General features: G+C 54.1%; 14 protein-coding genes. 11 read left to right on the plus strand and 3 right to left on the minus strand.

What is annotated here, in order from left to right; all coding sequences use genetic code 11:
• Positions 1–7 precede the first annotated feature (7 nt).
• The gene (locus CPA45_RS00555; RefSeq protein ID WP_096649370.1) at positions 8–1,072 is read right to left on the minus strand and encodes an agmatine deiminase family protein; all 1,065 of its coding nucleotides are present in this window, start codon (positions 1,070–1,072) and stop codon (positions 8–10) included.
• Between the two features lie 205 nt (positions 1,073–1,277).
• On the opposite strand from CPA45_RS00555, the gene CPA45_RS00560 reads away from it, so the two are divergent.
• Positions 1,278–2,519 (plus strand): lipoprotein-releasing ABC transporter permease subunit, encoded by a 1,242-nt coding sequence (locus CPA45_RS00560; protein ID WP_096649372.1) that lies wholly within the window; start codon positions 1,278–1,280, stop codon positions 2,517–2,519.
• Between the two features lie 10 nt (positions 2,520–2,529).
• Positions 2,530–3,240, plus strand: coding sequence for an ABC transporter ATP-binding protein (locus tag CPA45_RS00565; RefSeq protein ID WP_078087233.1), 711 nt, complete (start codon positions 2,530–2,532; stop codon positions 3,238–3,240).
• A gap of 58 nt (positions 3,241–3,298) precedes the next feature.
• On the opposite strand, the gene CPA45_RS00570 is transcribed toward CPA45_RS00565, so the two are convergent.
• On the minus strand, positions 3,299–3,850 hold the full coding sequence (locus tag CPA45_RS00570) for a DUF2062 domain-containing protein (RefSeq protein ID WP_096649374.1): 552 nt from the start codon (positions 3,848–3,850) through the stop codon (positions 3,299–3,301).
• Positions 3,851–3,945: 95 nt separating this feature from the next.
• On the opposite strand from CPA45_RS00570, the gene CPA45_RS00575 reads away from it, so the two are divergent.
• The 7 genes from CPA45_RS00575 to murB are packed head-to-tail and all read left to right on the plus strand — an operon-like array spanning position 3,946 to position 11,527.
• A complete protein-coding gene (locus CPA45_RS00575) occupies positions 3,946–6,213 on the plus strand; it encodes a DNA internalization-related competence protein ComEC/Rec2 (RefSeq protein ID WP_096649376.1) in 2,268 nt (755 codons plus the stop codon).
• 56 nt (positions 6,214–6,269) lie between these two features.
• On the plus strand, positions 6,270–8,006 hold the full coding sequence (msbA, locus tag CPA45_RS00580; protein ID WP_096649378.1) for a lipid A export permease/ATP-binding protein MsbA: 1,737 nt from the start codon (positions 6,270–6,272) through the stop codon (positions 8,004–8,006).
• Complete coding sequence (gene lpxK, locus CPA45_RS00585) at positions 8,003–9,064, plus strand: tetraacyldisaccharide 4'-kinase (RefSeq protein ID WP_096649380.1); 1,062 nt, start codon at positions 8,003–8,005, stop codon at positions 9,062–9,064. The genes msbA and lpxK overlap by 4 nt, the downstream gene beginning before the upstream one ends.
• Positions 9,057–9,266 (plus strand): Trm112 family protein, encoded by a 210-nt coding sequence (locus tag CPA45_RS00590; RefSeq protein WP_078087238.1) that lies wholly within the window; start codon positions 9,057–9,059, stop codon positions 9,264–9,266. The genes lpxK and CPA45_RS00590 overlap by 8 nt, the downstream gene beginning before the upstream one ends.
• On the plus strand, positions 9,266–10,054 hold the full coding sequence (gene kdsB, locus CPA45_RS00595; RefSeq protein ID WP_096649382.1) for a 3-deoxy-manno-octulosonate cytidylyltransferase: 789 nt from the start codon (positions 9,266–9,268) through the stop codon (positions 10,052–10,054). Before CPA45_RS00590 ends, kdsB begins: the two co-directional genes overlap by 1 nt.
• Positions 10,051–10,518, plus strand: a complete 468-nt coding sequence (locus CPA45_RS00600; RefSeq protein WP_096649384.1) for a low molecular weight protein-tyrosine-phosphatase — start codon at positions 10,051–10,053, stop codon at positions 10,516–10,518. The genes kdsB and CPA45_RS00600 overlap by 4 nt, the downstream gene beginning before the upstream one ends.
• 4 nt (positions 10,519–10,522) lie before the next feature.
• Positions 10,523–11,527 (plus strand): UDP-N-acetylmuramate dehydrogenase, encoded by a 1,005-nt coding sequence (murB, locus tag CPA45_RS00605; RefSeq protein WP_096649386.1) that lies wholly within the window; start codon positions 10,523–10,525, stop codon positions 11,525–11,527.
• Positions 11,528–11,602: 75 nt separating this feature from the next.
• On the opposite strand, the gene rne is transcribed toward murB, so the two are convergent.
• Positions 11,603–15,025, minus strand: coding sequence for a ribonuclease E (gene rne / locus CPA45_RS00610; protein ID WP_096649388.1), 3,423 nt, complete (start codon positions 15,023–15,025; stop codon positions 11,603–11,605).
• A 695-nt stretch (positions 15,026–15,720) separates the two neighbouring features.
• Between rne and CPA45_RS00615 the strand changes: the two genes are divergently transcribed.
• Positions 15,721–16,662: an RluA family pseudouridine synthase gene (locus CPA45_RS00615; RefSeq protein ID WP_096649390.1), complete on the plus strand. Its 942-nt coding sequence runs from the start codon at positions 15,721–15,723 to the stop codon at positions 16,660–16,662.
• A gap of 9 nt (positions 16,663–16,671) precedes the next feature.
• Positions 16,672–17,322, plus strand: a complete 651-nt coding sequence (locus CPA45_RS00620) for an HAD family hydrolase (RefSeq protein ID WP_096649391.1) — start codon at positions 16,672–16,674, stop codon at positions 17,320–17,322.
• The last annotated feature ends 54 nt before the right edge of the window (positions 17,323–17,376 follow it).

Genomic DNA, 17,376 nt, shown 5'->3' on the forward strand with positions numbered 1-17,376 from the left:
TGGCTCCTTACGATTCAATGAGGGTAGGAGTAAGGGTGCCTTTCGGCAGTTGCATGGTTAAACAGTGTAGGCTGCCATGCTGGCGAATTACGCTTACGCACTCAATTGGTATCAGCGTGTGCTCAGGAAAGGCCTGAGCTAGAGCCTGCAGTGCGACCATGTCGGCGGGATCACCGTAAGTGGGTACCAATACAGCCTGATTAATGATTAAAAAGTTGGCGTAGGTGGCGGGTAAGCGATGGCCGTCATCTGGGTCAAAGCATGCTTGTGGCCAGGGCAAAGGAATAAGCCGGTAGGGTTCTCCGTCACGTTGACGAAATGCCTTCAACTCCTGTTCCATTGCCTTGAGTGCAGCGTAGTGTGAGTCGTTGGGGTTGTCACATGTCACGTAAGCAATGGTGGATGGGTCACAGAAGCGCGCTAGTGTATCAATGTGGCTATCTGTGTCATCGCCCTCTAGGTGCCCATTAGCCAGCCATAGCACGCGATCTACACCAAAATCCTTGGCCAGTATTGTTTCAATATCATCACGTGAATGCGCAGGGTTTCGGTTTGGGTTAAGCAGGCAAGCTTCGGTGGTTAGTAGCGTGCCTGCACCATCCGTTTCAATACCACCACCTTCAAGGATCAACTCTCGTGACGCAACTGGACAAGCCCACACGCCAGCGTCTGCTAGCCACTGGGTCAGCTGATTATCGCGCTCTGCAGGGAATTTTCCACCCCAGCCAGTAAAGGTGTAGTCCAACAGCAGTGGTTGATTTTTTTCATCCACCACGGTAATTGGGCCGTGGTCCCGCGCCCAGGTGTCATCGGTGGGTGCGACAATAAGCAGCAGTTGGTGCTTGTTAATGCCATAGGCAGCAAATGTGGCTGCTAGGCGGTCACGTGTTGAGTCGTCGGGAACACTGATTAGCACACGCTGGTAGCGCACGGTAGCGATTACAATGCGCTCAAGTGTTGCTTCAATTCGTGATAATAAAGGCGCCCAATCGCCGTCTGGGCGGGGCCAGGTAAGCTGTAGGCCATCTTGAGGGTGCCATTCCGGCAGCAGGCGATGAGTCTTGGTAGCCAACGTCGCAGATGCTCTTAAAAGAAGTAAAAAGACTTACCCTAAGGGCAAGAGGAACCGGCGCAATGTAGGGGCTTACCCCGAAACATGCAAGCCTTACCTTACCGTATGGAACGGCTTTGCCTGATACCGCTCTAACGCTGCGTTTGCACATGCAGCCCTGCTAAAAAAACCGTACCATGGGCGCTTATTACTAAGGAATGCTGCCATGCTTGATCGTTTGCCTTTTCTGGTGGGGCTGCGCTACGTGCGCGCTAAACGCCGGAACCATTTTATTTCGTTCATATCCCTAACCTCAATGCTGGGACTCATGCTTGGTGTGGCGGTACTTATTCTGGTGCTGTCGGTCATGAACGGCTTTGATCATGAGTTGCGAACGCGCATTTTGGGGATGGTGCCCCACACCAAAATTGAGGCGCAGGAAGGTCTAGTGGAGTGGGAGGCGCTTGCTGAGAGATTAATCGAGCGTGAGCGGGTAATCGGTGTGGCCCCCTTCGTTGAGCAGCAGGGTATGTTTTCTGCCGGGGGGCGTAATCAAGGCGCCATGGTGAACGGTATCCATCCTGATTGGGAGGGGCAGGTATCAATCATTGGTCAGCATATGCGTCAAGGCGAGCTGGCTGATCTGGTGCCCGGTGAGTGGAACGTGGTGTTGGGCTCAATGCTGGCGCGGCGTTTAGGCGTTGGTGTTGGTGATCGGGTTACGCTGTTAGTGCCTGAGGCATCGATTACACCAGCGGGAGTTTTTCCACGCTTGAAACGCTTTACGGTCAGTGGGATTTTTAGCGTTGGCGCTGATTTAGATGCCAATCTTGCGTATGCCAATATTTATGACATGCAGACCCTGGCGCGTTTGGGTGACTCGATCGGGGGGCTGCGTCTTGAGCTTGATGATCTGTTCCTCGCTGGTAGTGAGACCCAGGCGATAGTGAATGAACTAGGGGCGGGGTATCGCGGTACTGATTGGACGTTCTCCCATGGTAGCCTGTTTCAGGCGATCCAGATGGAAAAGCGTATGATTGCGCTGCTGCTCACTGTGATTATCGCCGTTGCTGCGTTTAATATTGTATCCACGCTTGTCATGGTGGTGACCGATAAGCGGGCGGATATAGCGATTTTGCGCACGATCGGTGCGACACCTCGCTCGATTATGGGCATTTTTATTGTTCAAGGTTTGGCGATCGGCTTGATTGGGATTGCGGTGGGCGTTGCGGTGGGTGTGTTACTGGCCCTGACGATCTCAGATTTAATTGGCTGGTTTGAAAGTGCGCTGGGTATCAAGTTCTTAGATGCTGGTGTTTACTTTATCAGTGACTTGCCTTCTCGCTTACAGTGGGCAGATGTTCGGAATATCGTATTGGCTGCATTTGGCCTGACGTTCCTTTCAACACTCTATCCTGCTTGGCGGGCTGCGCGCGTTCAGCCTGCGGACGTATTGCGCTATGAATAAGGATGCTTTGATGACCTCACCGACACCGCAGCCAGGGGCGATTATGTTGCAGTGCCAAGGTTTAACACGAGTCTACAGCGAGGGTCCCCAGGACCTTACTGTGCTTGACCAGCTTGATTTACAGGTGCGAGCGGGCGAGCGGGTCGCTATTGTGGGCAGTTCGGGTTCAGGGAAGACAACCCTGCTAAACTTGCTTGGTGGCCTTGACCGTCCAAGTGAAGGCAGCGTGGTAATTGCTGGTGAGCCGCTTTCAGGTCTCAATGAGGCTGCACTGGGCAAGTTTCGTAACCGCTATATTGGTTTTGTCTACCAGTTTCACCACCTGTTGGCCGAGTTTAGCGCGGTTGAAAACGCCGCGCTGCCGCTGATTATCCGCGGTCAGTCCAAAAAAGTGGCAGAGCAGCGGGCCATGCAGCTGCTGGAGCGGGTAGGTATGAAGGCTAGGGCCGACCATAAGCCAGGGGAGCTTTCTGGCGGTGAGCGCCAGCGGGTAGCTATTGCCCGGGCGCTGGTGACTGACCCAAGCCTTGTTTTAATGGATGAGCCTACTGGTAATCTTGATCAAACGACTGCAAGCACGATTTTGGCGCTAATGGATGAGCTTGCCAAAGAGAGCGCTTGCGCCTTTGTCATTGTGACCCACGACGTGGCGCTTGCGGCTCATCAAGATCGTGTTTTGAAGCTTGATGGTGGTCGGTTGGTGGAGCAGGCCGACGATTAAGCCGCGCACCATTGAGTCTTAAAGCTAATCTGTTAAAAGCTAATCTGAGACTTAAAAGCTAATCGTCAAATTCTGACTCAATACGAGCCCGACGCCGCCGCCTATCTAGGCGGCGGCGTTTCCAGTTATGGGAAACATGCCAGCGCCAAATCAAGCGAATGCTAATGTTGGCGATAACCGCCAGTACAACAGCCGTTAGCAATGAGCCAACCATTAAAGGCGGCATAATGTCGTGCATCTGCTCGGCAATCCAGCGGGTAGAGATACGTGATGGTGCCTCACGCACGGGGGCACCTAATATGAATGTGCCTACGCGGTAGTTAAAATAGAATATCAACGGCATGGTAAGTGGGTTGGTGATCCACACCAATCCAACGGAGAGTGCTAAGTTGCAGCGGCTAAGGCGTGCGCCCAAAGCTGCCACCACCATTTGAAATGGGATAGGCAGCATGGCGCAAAAAAGCCCCACGCTAAATGCATTGGCAACGCTTCGTCGAGTTAAAAGCCATAACCCAGGGTCGGCGATTAGTGGCGCTATAAAACGTAACGATCGCTGGCGTCTTAGCGTGTCTGGTTTAGGCATGTAGCGCTGCAGGAAACGGCGCGGCATCTCATGTACTCTTGCGATTGATGCGGCCTATTATCCATATAGCGAAGTGCTTCGGCTATGCCAAGGCGTTAATGATCTAGCACCAAGGAGAGGTGATGCGGTTAGGCGTTGCGGTACCCGCTGCTTTTGCAACTCTTGGCGGTGTTCTGTTAGCGGGGTGGAGTGGCCTAGAAAGGTATCAGTCCCCGCTTCTGGCGATCCTCGCGATAGCTTCCCTTTGGCTGGCTTTTCTGCGACCTAAGCTATTGATATGGTTTTTAATTAGCGGCTTGGCATTTATTAGTGTGCAGCAGGAGTGGGGGCGCCGTTTGCCTGCAGGGCTAAGCGGAGAGGATGTCTCTATACAAGCGCGCATAGTGAGCGTTCAGGATGAAATTGGCTCACGGCGTTTATTGCTAGCGGTAGAGAAGTGTCAGGCGCCAGATCGCCTTCCAAGCTGTACGGCACTACGTAATGTGCGCGTTAGTGCTTACGGCGAACACGCCTTTCAAGCTGGTGAACGCTGGCAAATGACATTGCGGCTACGTCCACCCAGGGGGTTTGCTAACCCCAATGCGTTTAATTTTGAGCAGTGGCTGTGGCGAGAAGGTATTCATGCCACGGGCTATATGCGTCAGGAGCCAGCCCCAGAACGAGTCGCCGCCGCAGCCTTTAGCCCTCGTCAAAAGGCGCTCGACCTATTATTGCGTCAGCCGCTTGAATTACGCACCCAGCGGTGGCTGGCAGCGCTTACCTTGGGGGATAGCGGTCAGCTAACACAAGAGGATTGGGCGCTTCTAAATGCAACGGGCACTACCCATCTGGTGGTTATTTCTGGTTTGCATGTGGGCTTAGTGGCGTCGTTTACACTGTTATTGGCTCGCTTGGTGGCACGGCTAATATCGCCTACCAACTGGCGGCTGCGTGCGTGGCCTTGGTGGTTGGCTGGGGTTGCAGCAGTAGGCTATGCCACATTGGCGGGGCTTGCGCCGCCAGCGATGCGTGCCATGGTGATGACGCTGCTGGGATTATGGGTGCTCAGTGGGCGTCACTCGCCAGGTGCATGGCAGGCGTGGTGGTTGGCGCTGGCGCTGATTCTAATAGTTGATCCGTTATCTTTCTGGCGTCCTGGCTTATGGCTATCGTTTGTGGCTGTCGGCTGGTTAATTATTATCTGGCAGGGAAGGCAGCGCCCCACTGGAGCAAAAGGGTGGTGCTGGGCGCTATTACGCTCACAGTTATTGTTAGCGCCGTTAATGGCCGCAGCGGTGCTGTTGGCATTTGGGCGTATTGCGCCAGCCGCTCCCCTGATTAACTTGGTTGCTGTGCCCTGGGTTAGCTCGGTGATGGTGCCCAGTGCGTTACTAGGGTGGCTGCTTTCGCCACTGCCGGGTTTAGGGTTATTAATGTGGTGGGGGTTTGAACAGGCGCTCGCTGTTTTCCATCAACTGCTGGTGATGGCGGTGCGATATGCGCCACTTTGGGAGCCTGCGTCAGCACTCGTTTACCCGCTTGCGGGTGTCCTGTTACTACTCGCATTATGCTGGGGTTTACCCAGTGTTCCTCAATGGCTGCGCATTGGCGTAATGCTGCTTGCCGTTAGCTTGCCCTGGGCGCCACAGAAACAAACGCTGCCCGTCGGAGTATTGCAGGTGACTGTCTATGATGTGGGGCAGGGGCAGTTGATTGAATTGCGTAGCGCCACTCATCGCATGCTTTACGATACAGGGCCGCGCTTTCGCAGCGGCTTTATGCCGCTGCAAACGCTTTGGCCACCGGGACAGCAGTTTGATCAGGTAATGGTCAGTCATGCTGATATGGATCATGCAGGTGGAGTACACAGCCTGTTACAAGACCATGTGGTGAGCCAGTGGGTTGCACCACAAGGAGAAGTGTTGCCGGTTAATGCCCTTGCTTGTGTGCGTGGCCAGCAGTGGCAGCGAGATGGTATTACCTATCGCGTGCTTTGGCCGCCAGCGGGTGAAAATACACTATCTGCCAATGATCGCTCGTGTGTCTTGGAAGTCAGTATAGGAGAGCAGCGCCTGTTAATTACAGGCGATGTAGGGCGTGATATCGAACGGCGCTTTGTAGCTGATTTGACGCCCCCCGTCAGTGTACTGGTTGCAGGGCATCATGGCAGTCATACCAGTTCAGGCGTGCAGTTTGTGCGCATAAGCCGTCCGCTACATGTGATATTCAGTGCTGGGCGAGATAATGCGTTTAATCATCCTGTGGATGATGTAGTGCGCCGGTTCCGCCAACAAGAGAGCTGCCTATGGAATACCGCCCATGATGGAGCACTTAGCTTTACGCTGCAGGCGACCCAGCCTGTAGAGGTTATTCCCTGGCGAACAAAGCCAGGTGTGCGTAAGCGGTGTTGATGCGCCTCGCCATAAGGTAGAATTCTGCGCACTGCACACTTTTGCCAGGAGCGCGTGTGACTGATTCAGGTTGGGTTCTCTATAAACGGTTATTAAGCTACGTTAAACCTCATTGGCGCGCATTTGCGCTAGCGATTGTAGGTTTTGTGATTTATGCCGCTTCAAGTACTGCGCTAGCAGAGATGATGAAGCGCTTGATTGACGGTATTCAGCACCCTGATGCGGCCTTCAGGCTTTTTCTGCCGCTATTCGTCATACTGATGTTTGCCTCGCGTGGCGTGGGCACTTTTCTGAGCACTTACTTTATGGCGTATGTGGGTAGGTACGTCGTTCATACGCTGCGCTGCAATGTGTTCAATCACTTGCTGCATTTGCCAGGGCGCTTTTTTGATCATCACTCAAGTGGTCATTTGGTTTCCCGTGTTACTTACCATGTAGAGCAAGTTGCGGGTGCCGCGACGAATGCAGTAACTATTATTCTTCGCGAAGGTTTGTTCGTAGTAGGTCTGATTGGTTACCTGTTCTGGACGAACTGGATGCTAACGCTACTGTTTTTGGGGGTCACTCCCCTTATTGCTGCGGTAGTCAGCTATGTTAGCAAGCGCTTTAGGCGCATTTCTAAGCGCATCCAGCACTCCATGGGGGATGTCACCCATGTGGCTTCTGAGGCACTGTCGGGGTATCGCGTGGTGCGGACTCATGGCGCTGAGCCCTATGAGAAGCAACGCTTTGAAAAGGTCAGTGAAGAGAATCGCCGACAAAGTATGAAAGAGGCGATGACCCGTGCTGTCAGTTCACCCGTTATCTTGATGCTAGTGGCCATTTCTATGGCGCTGCTAGTGTGGCTAGCTATGGCACCCGCACTGATGGCGGACATGACGCCCGGCGAGTTTGTCGCTTTTATCACTGCTGCAGCACTGATGATTAAACCCGTGCGTCAGCTCACCGAAGTTAACGGTGAGATCCAAAAAGGCATTGCCGCAGCATCTGAGTTATTTGGCCTACTGGATTTAGCGCCGGAGCAAGATGAGGGTAAGAGAATCCCTCAGCAGTTAACTGGTGAAGTGGTGATCGATAACGTCAGCTTCCGCTACGCTGACGAACAGCCCAATGTGCTGCATAGTATTAATCTCAAAGTAGCCCCGGGAGAGTTAGTGGCGATAGTAGGGCGTTCCGGTAGTGGTAAATCGACGCTAGTAAGCTTACTGCCGCGCTTTTATCACCCAAGCGAAGGGCGCATTTTAATTGATGGTGTTGATGCTAATGAGTACGCCTTAGGGCCTCTTCGGCAACATATTGCCTTAGTGTCTCAGCAAGTGACCCTGTTTAACGCGAGCATTGCCGACAATATTGCTTACGGGGTCCCTAATCCTGACCCAGCAGCGGTTGAAGCAGCGGCGCAAGCGGCTTATGCCAGTGAGTTTATTGAAAAACTACCCCAAGGCTACGCCACAGAAGTGGGTGAAAACGGTGTCATGCTTTCTGGTGGGCAGCGCCAGCGTTTAGCCATCGCCCGGGCGATTTTTAAAGACGCGCCTATCCTTATTTTGGATGAAGCAACTTCAGCTCTGGACACTGAGTCGGAACGTTACATCCAGAAAGCCCTAGAGCGGGTGTGCGAAGGGCGCACAACGCTGGTGATCGCCCACCGTCTCTCTACCATTGAGCGTGCTGATCGCATCCTGGTAATGGATCAGGGACGAATTATTGAGGAGGGGACCCATCAGGCATTGTTGGAGGCTGGGGGGGCGTATTCAGCGCTGTATCAGCTACAGTTTCAGGAGAGTGAATGAGCCTGGCGCAGCGCTGGCTAAAAGCCGCTTATGGTTCAAGTCCGTGGCTTGCACCACTCTACCCACTTGGTAGCTTATACCGTTATCTTATGGTGCGCCGTGAAGCCAGCTACCATAATGAACATAAGGATGGTGGCCAGAAAGATAGTGGAAAGAGAGGTGGTGGAAAGAACAAGGTTTGGCAGGCGCCTGTACCCGTTATTGTGGTGGGCAATATCACCTTGGGGGGGACAGGGAAGTCACCTTTGGTGGCATGGCTTGCACGCTGGCTGGTTAGTCAGGGCTGGTCACCTGGGATTGTTACCCGAGGCTATGGGGGCAAGGCTGAACATTACCCTTTACTAGTAACATCTGAGACACAGCCTTCGCATAGCGGTGATGAACCATTGATGCTAGCCCAGCAAACAGGCTTACCCGTTGTTGCTGACCCCCAGCGCGCTCGGGGCGGGAAAGCGCTAGTTGAGATGGGCTGCGATATATTGCTCAGTGACGATGGCTTGCAACACCTAGCATTAGGTCGTGATATTGAGCTTGTCGTGGTGGATGGGGAGAGGGGCTTGGGGAACGGACGCTGCCTGCCCGCAGGGCCGCTGCGTGAGTCCCCAAGCCGTTTGGAGCGAGTGGATGCGGTGATTGTGAATGGCAAGCTAGCCCATCCGCTGCCAATTCGTACAATCCCGATGCAACTGGCAGCTAGGCGCTGGCGACGCTTAAGAGATGGCCAGTACCGAACGTTGGCCCCGCTGCCGTTTAGCCTGCCTGTACATGCCGTTGCAGGGATTGGCAATCCTGAGAGATTTTTTAACACCCTATACAGCTTGGGTGTCACTGGGGACATGCACCCGTTGGAGGATCATCAGCGTTTTAATGCCGATGCACTTGAGTTTGGCGACCAGCGCCCCGTCGTAATGACCGCTAAGGATGCGGTCAAATGCCAAGCAATAGCGCCGCCCGATAGCTGGGTTTTAGAGGTGGAAGCTGAACTTCCGCTACAGTTTGAACACTGGCTGGCAGCCAAGCTGTCAGCGCTTTCCGAAAGGGGATGCACCAATGGATAAGGAACTGCTGGCGATGCTGGTTTGCCCGCTCTGTAACGGTAAACTTAAGTATGATCGCGAGGCCCAAGAGTTGCTCTGCTACTATGATGGCCTTGCTTATCCCATTCAGGATGGGATTCCGGTCATGTTGCCGGAAGAGGCGCGGGTTATGGATGCCGATGAAAAACTAAATACCTCCCCAGGCCGAACAGGGGAAGCATAATGGCCTCCCTAGCGCCAGATTTTGTCGCCGTTGTGCCTGCTCGATATGGTTCGACTCGGTTGCCTGGTAAGCCACTACTGGATATTGCTGGCGAGCCCATGGTTGCTCATGTATGGCGGCGTGCCTGCCAAAGCCATGCTAGCCGTGTAGTGGTTGCTACGGATGATGAGCGTATCCGTGATGCTATGGCATCTTACGGCGCAGAAGTAGTGATGACTCGGGCTGACCATCCATCAGGTACGGATCGGTTGGCAGAAGTAGCCGAGCAGCTAGCCCTTGATGGTGATGAGTTAGTGGTTAATGTTCAAGGCGATGAACCGCTTATTCCTCCTGCATTGATTAACCAAGTGGCGCTGCGTTTGGCAGACGACCCAGAGGCGGCCATTGCAACGCTTGCCGAGCCAATTAGCGATGTAGACACCCTGTTTAACCCTAATGTGGTAAAAGTGGTTCGTTCACTTCAGGGGAGGGCGCTCTATTTTTCTCGTGCCCCAATTCCATGGGATCGCGAGCACTTCCAGGCTCAGCCTGCGCTGCTTGAGACTGATGCATGGCTGCGCCATATCGGTATTTATGCTTACCGGGCGAGCTTCTTAACGGCATACCGTGAGCTTCCCTCCTCCAGCCTGGAGCAACTTGAGCAGTTAGAACAGCTGCGCGCGCTGCAGCATGGCTATGCTATCCAGGTTGCACTCGCCAGCGCTATTAACCCCCCTGGCGTCGATACTGCTGAAGATCTTGCTAGAGTTAGAGCATTGTTAGCGCAGCAGGGTGAGGGGAAAATATGAAACGTGTACTGTTTGTGTGTTTGGGTAATATATGCCGCTCACCCACGGCCGAGGGTGTTTTTCAGCACGCCCTAGATGAAGCCGGGCTGCATGGTCTAGTGGGTGTCGATTCTTGTGGCGTGAGTGATTGGCATGTCGGCAAAGCGCCGGATGAGCGTGCCCAGCAGGCGGCTAAGCGTCGTGGGGTTGATATCAGCCATCTACGTGCCCGCCAATTGACTGCTAGTGATTTTCTGGACTTCGACTATGTGCTGGCAATGGACCGCGCCAATCTTCAAGCAATGCGAGCGCTTCAGCCTGAGGAGAGTCGTGCGCATGTGGGGCTCTTCTTAGCCTTTGCAGGCAGCCCTGATGCCGAAGTGCCAGACCCTTACTATGGTGGTGACGAGGGTTTTGAAAACGTCCTGGATATGGTCGAGGCTGCTTCGGCAGGTCTGATTTCCGAGCTGAAGGGCGAGCGATAGAGGTATGGTGGATATTCAACAACGTGTGGATTTAACTGCCGCCAATACGCTGCGCCTACCATGTCATGCCGAACGACTTGCGGTCCCTCGAACGCTAGGCGACTTACAGACAGTATTGCGCCTAGCCGTCAGTCAGAGATGGCCAATAACACTATTGGGAGGGGGGAGTAACGTGCTGCTGCCGCCTCTCTTGGATGGCATTGTTGTTCGCCCCGCACTTCAGCAGTGGTGGTTGGAAAGCCAAGGTGATGAAGTGCTGGTCTATGTAGGCGCTGGCGTCAATTGGCATTCGTTGGTGATGGCGTTGGCGGCGCAAGGGCTCTGGGGAATTGAAAATTTAGCACTTATTCCTGGGCACTGTGGTGCGGCACCGGTGCAGAATATTGGGGCATATGGCGTTGAGCTAAAAGATGTCCTGCAGGGTGTGCAAGTGGTAGACGTCGCTTCTGGTAACCTGTATTGGCTTAATACAGCAGAGTGCGAGTTTGGCTACCGTGATAGTGTTTTTAAAAATGCGTTGGCGGGTAAGGTGGTGATTACACAGCTGGCGCTGCGTCTTTCAAGGCGGCCTGCTCCTAAGCTGCATTACGGCGATTTAGCATTACGTCTGCCCGTATTGCCAAGCCCTCTAGCTGTCGCCGAGGCAGTGTGCGAAATTCGTCAGGCAAAACTTCCAGACCCTGAAGTGCTGGCAAATGCAGGCAGTTTTTTTAAAAATCCGCTAGTTAGCCAGGCTCATACTGAACGTTTACTTCAACAATACCCCGCTATGCCCCACTTTCCCCAGCCCGGTGGGTGGAGCAAGCTGGCTGCAGGGTGGTTAATTGATCAGTGTGGCTTAAAAGGGATGCGCGAAGGGGCATTTGGTGTCCATGCGCATCAAGCCTTGGTATTGGTGCATTTTGGTGGTGGCGACCGCGCCGGATTGATGGCCCTTGCTGACTGTATTGTTCAAACAGTGAGGGCGCATTTTGGTGTTGAGCTTGAATCGGAGCCCCGCATGATATAGATCTGAAAAATATAGGTCTGAAAAAAGATGTAAAAAAACCCCGCCGGAGCGGGGTTTTTTTACGGCGCTAACCATTTACTCTTGGCTAGCGTTCTGCGCTTCTTGCTGCTTACGCAGCTCGCGTGGGTCGTTGTGCGCACGGCTGCGGCGTCGACGGCTTGGTTTAGGCGCTTCTTCTTTGGGGGCTTCTTCCTTTGCTGCTTCAGGCTCTTTGGAAGCTGCGGTGGACGGTGCCTCTGTGGTCAATGGCTGAGCAGTCTCATCTACTGAGGTGCTTTCTTGGGCCTCGCTGTTTGCCTCTGGTGTTGCTTTAGGCGAACTGTTGATAAGCGGCTCAGCAGTCGGTTCAGCGCTTTGCTCGGGACTGTGCTCGGTTAGGGATGGTGCTGCATTAACTTGTGCTTTCTCCCTATCTGGTGAAGCTGTAGCTGCCGGTGTTTCGGGAGTAGATGCTACGGTTACTGGTGCATCCTCCGTAGAGCTCTCTGAAGGAGTGGCTTTAGCTGCTACTTCCACAGGCTCTGCGTTGGCTACAGGCTTCGCATCGGCGACGTGCTCTTCCACTGATACTGCTTCAGAAGCAGGAGCGTCAGCAGCAGGGATTGCCTCTTTGGGCACTTCAACAGGCTGTTCCTCTTGCGCATCACTAGGTGCTTCGGTAGGTGCTGCTAAAGTGTCGGTCAGCAGAGGCTGCCTCACTGGCTCGCTGGTTGCGCGCTGATGCGTTTCAGGTTGCGCGTGCGCTTCAGCTGGATGGAGCGTTGCTTGGCGACCATCGTCTGTCGAGTCTACTTGCACTGGCTGCTCTGCTTGGGGCTGGCGACGCTGGTGCGTTGCTTTGCGTGCCTTGTCTGCTGAAGCTGCTGGCTGCTCCGCGGTTGTCTCACCACTACTTGGTGCGATTGGCGCTTGGGTGGCCTGAGCCTCTTGAGTGTCTAACGGGGTATCGGTTAGCACTAGGGGCGTTGCTGGCGTCACAGGAGCTGTTTGCTGGCTCTCAGTGCTTGGCGCAGCCGGTGCGTTCACACCTTCGGCCTCATCAGTTGTATTAACAACTTCTGATTGCAGTTTTAGCTGTTCCGCTTCGGACTGAGGGTTTATTGCCTGTTTGCGTGAGCGGTTGCGCGGGTTATTACGTGTCCGTTTCGGCTTGCCGTCATCCTGGGCGGGAGCTGATTGCCTACCTTCTTGCTTGGCTTCATTGCCCCCATTAGCGTCCCCATTAGTGCTACGTAACTCATCGCCTTTGGCTTTTTCATCGCGCAGCCTGTTGTCCCGTGATCTGTTGTCACGGGGCTTGTCACGGTGGCGGTTATCAGGCTGAGCTGAAGCATTAGCAGCATCGTTTTGTGCAGTGCTATTAGGTGTCGGTTCTTTCAGGTTCTGGCGGTTGTTCTTGCTGCCACTATCCTGGGTCTTAGCCTCTTCCTGTTGCGGGTGGCGACGACGATTGCGGGTACGGCTAGGGCCGCTACGCTTGTCGTTGACATCATCGCCAGCAGTAGTGCTGCGGGATTGATTGTTGGCGCGCTGTTCGTTTCTCCCAGTGTTCTCCTGGTTGTCACGAGCGTCGCTGTCACGAGCATTTTTGTCACGGACATTGTTGTCACGAACATTGTTATCACGAGTACTGCTTTCGCGGGCTTGCTTGGACCTGTTGTCAGTGTTGCGGGTGCTTTTTTGTGCGTTACGCTCGGCCGATGACTTGCGCTGGGTGGGCGACTCTGTAGCCGGTGGCTGAGTGCTACTGTCTTCGCCGCCCAACAACTTGGCGAAACCACGAATGAAGCGGCCAATCACACTAGGCTGCTCATCAGCAGCGGGAGCGGGAGCGGGAGCTGGTGCTGCTGCTTGTGTAGGCGCTTCTTCTGTCTGTAGAGAAACCGGTGCAGGGGCGTTATGGGTTACGCTCTTCACGGCAGCTTCAGCCCGCTGGGTTGGCGGCGTAAAACTTGGAGCGGGTTCTTTGCCTACTTCAGTATCTGTTGAGATCTCAAAGCTGGAAAGCGTATGGCTGTCATCTTCGTCTAAGTGGTCATCCCGAAGCCGCTGAACATCGTAATGGGGCGTGTCCATATCCGGATTCGGCAGCAGTACCACCCGCACACCCTGGCGAGATTCTATGTCGGCTAATACGCTGCGCTTTTCATTCAGCAGGTAAGTCGCCACTGGCACTGGAAGAATGGCGCGGATCTGCGCGCTGCGCTCTTTCATCGCCTCTTCTTCGATAAGGCGCATAATGGATAGCGACAGCGAGCGAACGTCGCGTATTGTGCCTTGGCCGTTACAGCGTGGGCATACGACGCCGCTGGTTTCACCCAATGAGGGGCGCAGGCGCTGGCGCGACATCTCCATTAAGCCAAAGCGCGATATGCGGCCAATTTGAACGCGTGCGCGATCAAGCTTCAGCGCATCGCGCATGCGGTTTTCGACTTCCCGCTGGTTGCGTGCAGGACCCATATCAATAAAGTCGATGACCACTAGGCCGCCAATATCCCGCAGGCGCAACTGGCGGGCAATCTCGTCAGCGGCTTCGGAATTGGTTTGCAAAGCGGTTTCTTCGATATCGCTGCCGCGTGTGGCGCGAGCAGAGTTGATGTCGATGGACACCAGAGCTTCAGTGTGGTCAATAACAATTGAACCGCCGGAGGGCAGCTTAACTTCGCGCTGATAGGCGGTTTCGATCTGAGACTCAATCTGAAAACGTGAAAACAGCGGTACCTCATCAACGTAAAGCTTAATTTTCTGCTGATAAGAGGGCATTACCTGACGGATGAATCCGAGGGCTTCCGCGTGAATCTCGGGGCTGTCGATCAGTACTTCGCCAATATCCTGGCGTAGGTAGTCGCGCATGGCACGAATGATGACATTGGATTCACGGTAAATCAGGAACGGAGCGGGGCGTTTGCCTGCTTCAGTGGTGATTGACTCCCAAACTTGTACCAGGTAGTCCAGGTCCCACTGTAGCTCCTCCGAGCTGCGGCCAATACCCGCTGTGCGCACAATCAGACCCATCTTATCGGGCACTGTTAGCTGGCCCATGGCGTCTTTTAATTGGCTGCGGTCATCACCCTCAATGCGGCGTGAAATGCCACCCGCGCGAGGATTGTTGGGCATAAGGACCAAAAAGCGGCCCGCTAAGCTGATGAACGTTGTGAGGGCTGCGCCTTTGTTGCCGCGCTCCTCTTTGTCCACCTGGACAATGACCTCTTGACCCTCTTTGAGTACTTCTTTAATGCTGGGGCGGCCAGAGACGTCTTTAATAAAGTATTCGCGAGAGATCTCTTTCAGCGGCAAAAAGCCGTGGCGTTCAGCGCCAAAATCGACAAAGGCGGCTTCAAGAGAGGGCTCGACGCGGGTTATTTTGCCACGATAAATATTGGCTTTTTTCTGTTCACGGGCGCCTGATTCGATATCTAAATCGTACAGGCGTTGTCCATCTACCAGTGCAACCCGCAGCTCTTCTGGCTGGGTTGCGTTAATCAGCATCCGTTTCATAGTGTCTCGCATAGCATTGCTTGCCGACGAACCGTCTAGGCTTGGCGTAGACGAATCGCTGGGTGCTGCGTGCTTGTGCTCGGCGCATGGCTATGCTGACGCATTAAACCGGGAAGGCAGCATTGCCGACCCGGTTGAAAGGGCGTTGAGTACGTGGCGGAGGCAAGACATGTTTCGGTGGCTGTCACGTCCATCCGGCCCTGCTGACACCGCCAACACCTGGCATTCATCGATTCGTCAACGCCGGCTGTCAGCACAGCGTTGATCATTGCGCTCCGAGAAGCGCCCTTTTATGACGTGTAGGGCGTTGCAGGGAGCGTTACGTTTGTTTAAACAAGCCTGCCATTGCGGGCGAGGCTTAAGCGTATCTGCCGCAAAAACTACGGGCGACAGAGTGACTGTTTTTCAGTACGTTTTTTCAGCATGTGCTTTCAATACGTTAGGAGGTGGGTAATGCGTACACTAACCAAACACCTCGTGCTCTGACCTGCGTGTTAGTCGGGCAGGTGCTTGGTAAATCGTGGAAGTCGGCTTGTAATAATACAGTTATCTACAAGTTGTCCACGCTAAACCGATGAGCGTTTTGGAATATAACAGTAAAGACAACTACCAGCAATTGACGCAATGCCCATTGGTCTACGTTAGAATGCCGTTTTTAGCCTGACGTTAGAAAAACATACCAGGAGTGCGCGGCAATGGCCGAAGGGCGCGAAGTACAGTGGGTGGAAATCGCCCCGGAGCAGGCGGGTCAGCGAATCGATAATTTTTTGATGACGCGATTGAAAGGAGCACCACGGGCACTGATCTATCGTATCGTGCGTAAAGGTGAGGTAAGGGTTAATAAAAAGCGCGTCAAGGTGGATTACCGCTTGCAGGCAGGTGATCTGGTACGTGTGCCCCCTCTGCGCCTAGCCCCACGAGAAGCAGTGAAAGAGGTGAGCGATAATTTGCGCGACCTGCTTATTGGTAGCGTGATTATGGAAGGCCCTGATTGGATGGTGCTCAATAAACCTTCAGGTTTAGCAGTGCATGGCGGCAGTGGCGTTAAAATTGGCCTGATCGAAGCGCTTCGACAAGTTCGTGATGACCTGACCTTCTTGGAGCTGGTGCACCGTTTAGATCGCGATACGTCTGGGTGCCTGCTGTTGGCTAAATCCCGGGATGCGCTAGTGACGCTGAATGAGTCACTAAAGAAACATGCAATGGACAAGCGCTATCTGGCGCTGGTGAGTGGGCGCTGGCCGGCCCGTAAGACCTATGTTGGTGCTCGGTTAGACCGCTTTGATGCCGGTAATGGTGAGCGTCGGGTGCGAGTCGATCCGAATGGTAAAGTGTCTCGTACCCTGTTCTCTGTCGTCGAGACGTTTGAAAAGGCCACCCTTGTCGAAGCTGAGCCTGTGACGGGGCGTACGCATCAAATTCGTGTGCATGCTGCGCACGCAGGCCATGCGCTGCTAGGCGACGATAAATATTCAACCCGCGAAAGTGCGCACATGACCCAGCAACTGAAAGTGGATCGGCTCTTTCTGCATGCGCGTGCTTTAACCTTTCCTGAGCCAGGTAATGGCCGGCCTGTGACGGTAAAGGCGCCACTGCCGGAAGCGCTAGAAGCCGTGCTGCAGCGGGCTCGCCGATAAGGAGCCACGATGCGCTACGAGCTGATTGTTTTTGATTGGGATGGCACCTTGATGAATTCGGTGCCGAAAATTGTCGCCTGCATGCAGGCGGCTGCTTTAGATGCGGAGTGGGGAGCGCTTAGTGTCAGCGCGATTGAGGATATTGTTGGTTTGGGGCTCCCCGAGGCGATTGTTAAGCTTTGCCCTGGTATCCAGCCGGTTCAAGCGGAGCTGCTGCGCCAGCGCTATGCCCATCATTTTGTGTATTCAGACACTACCCCGATGCCATTTTTTGAAGGAGTCGAGGCTCAGTTGGTGCGTTTGCGGCAGCGTGAGCAGCAACGGTTAGCTGTTGCCACGGGGAAGAGTCGTCGCGGGCTTGATCGTGTTTTTGCCGAGACCGGTAGTGGTGAGTGGTTTCACGCTAGCCGAACGGCGGATGAAACACGCTCGAAGCCTCACCCGCAAATGCTCAGCGAGTTGTTGGAGGAGTTGGCGATACCCGTGGAGCGGGCGGTGATGGTAGGGGATAGCGAATACGATATGGAAATGGCCAGGGCGATTGGTATGGACCGTGTGGCAGTGACCTATGGTGTTCACACGCCATCCCGCCTAGCAGTAAGCCAGCCCCGTTGGGTAGCGCATACCACGAGTGAACTTTTTGACTGGTTATACGGTTAACCTCGCTCTGTCGCAGTTAAGGTTGGTTGGCGGGAGATGTTTATGAAAATGTTT

Origin of the sequence: Vreelandella nigrificans, from assembly GCF_002374315.1 — a bacterium.
GTDB classification, from domain to species: domain Bacteria; phylum Pseudomonadota; class Gammaproteobacteria; order Pseudomonadales; family Halomonadaceae; genus Vreelandella; species Vreelandella nigrificans.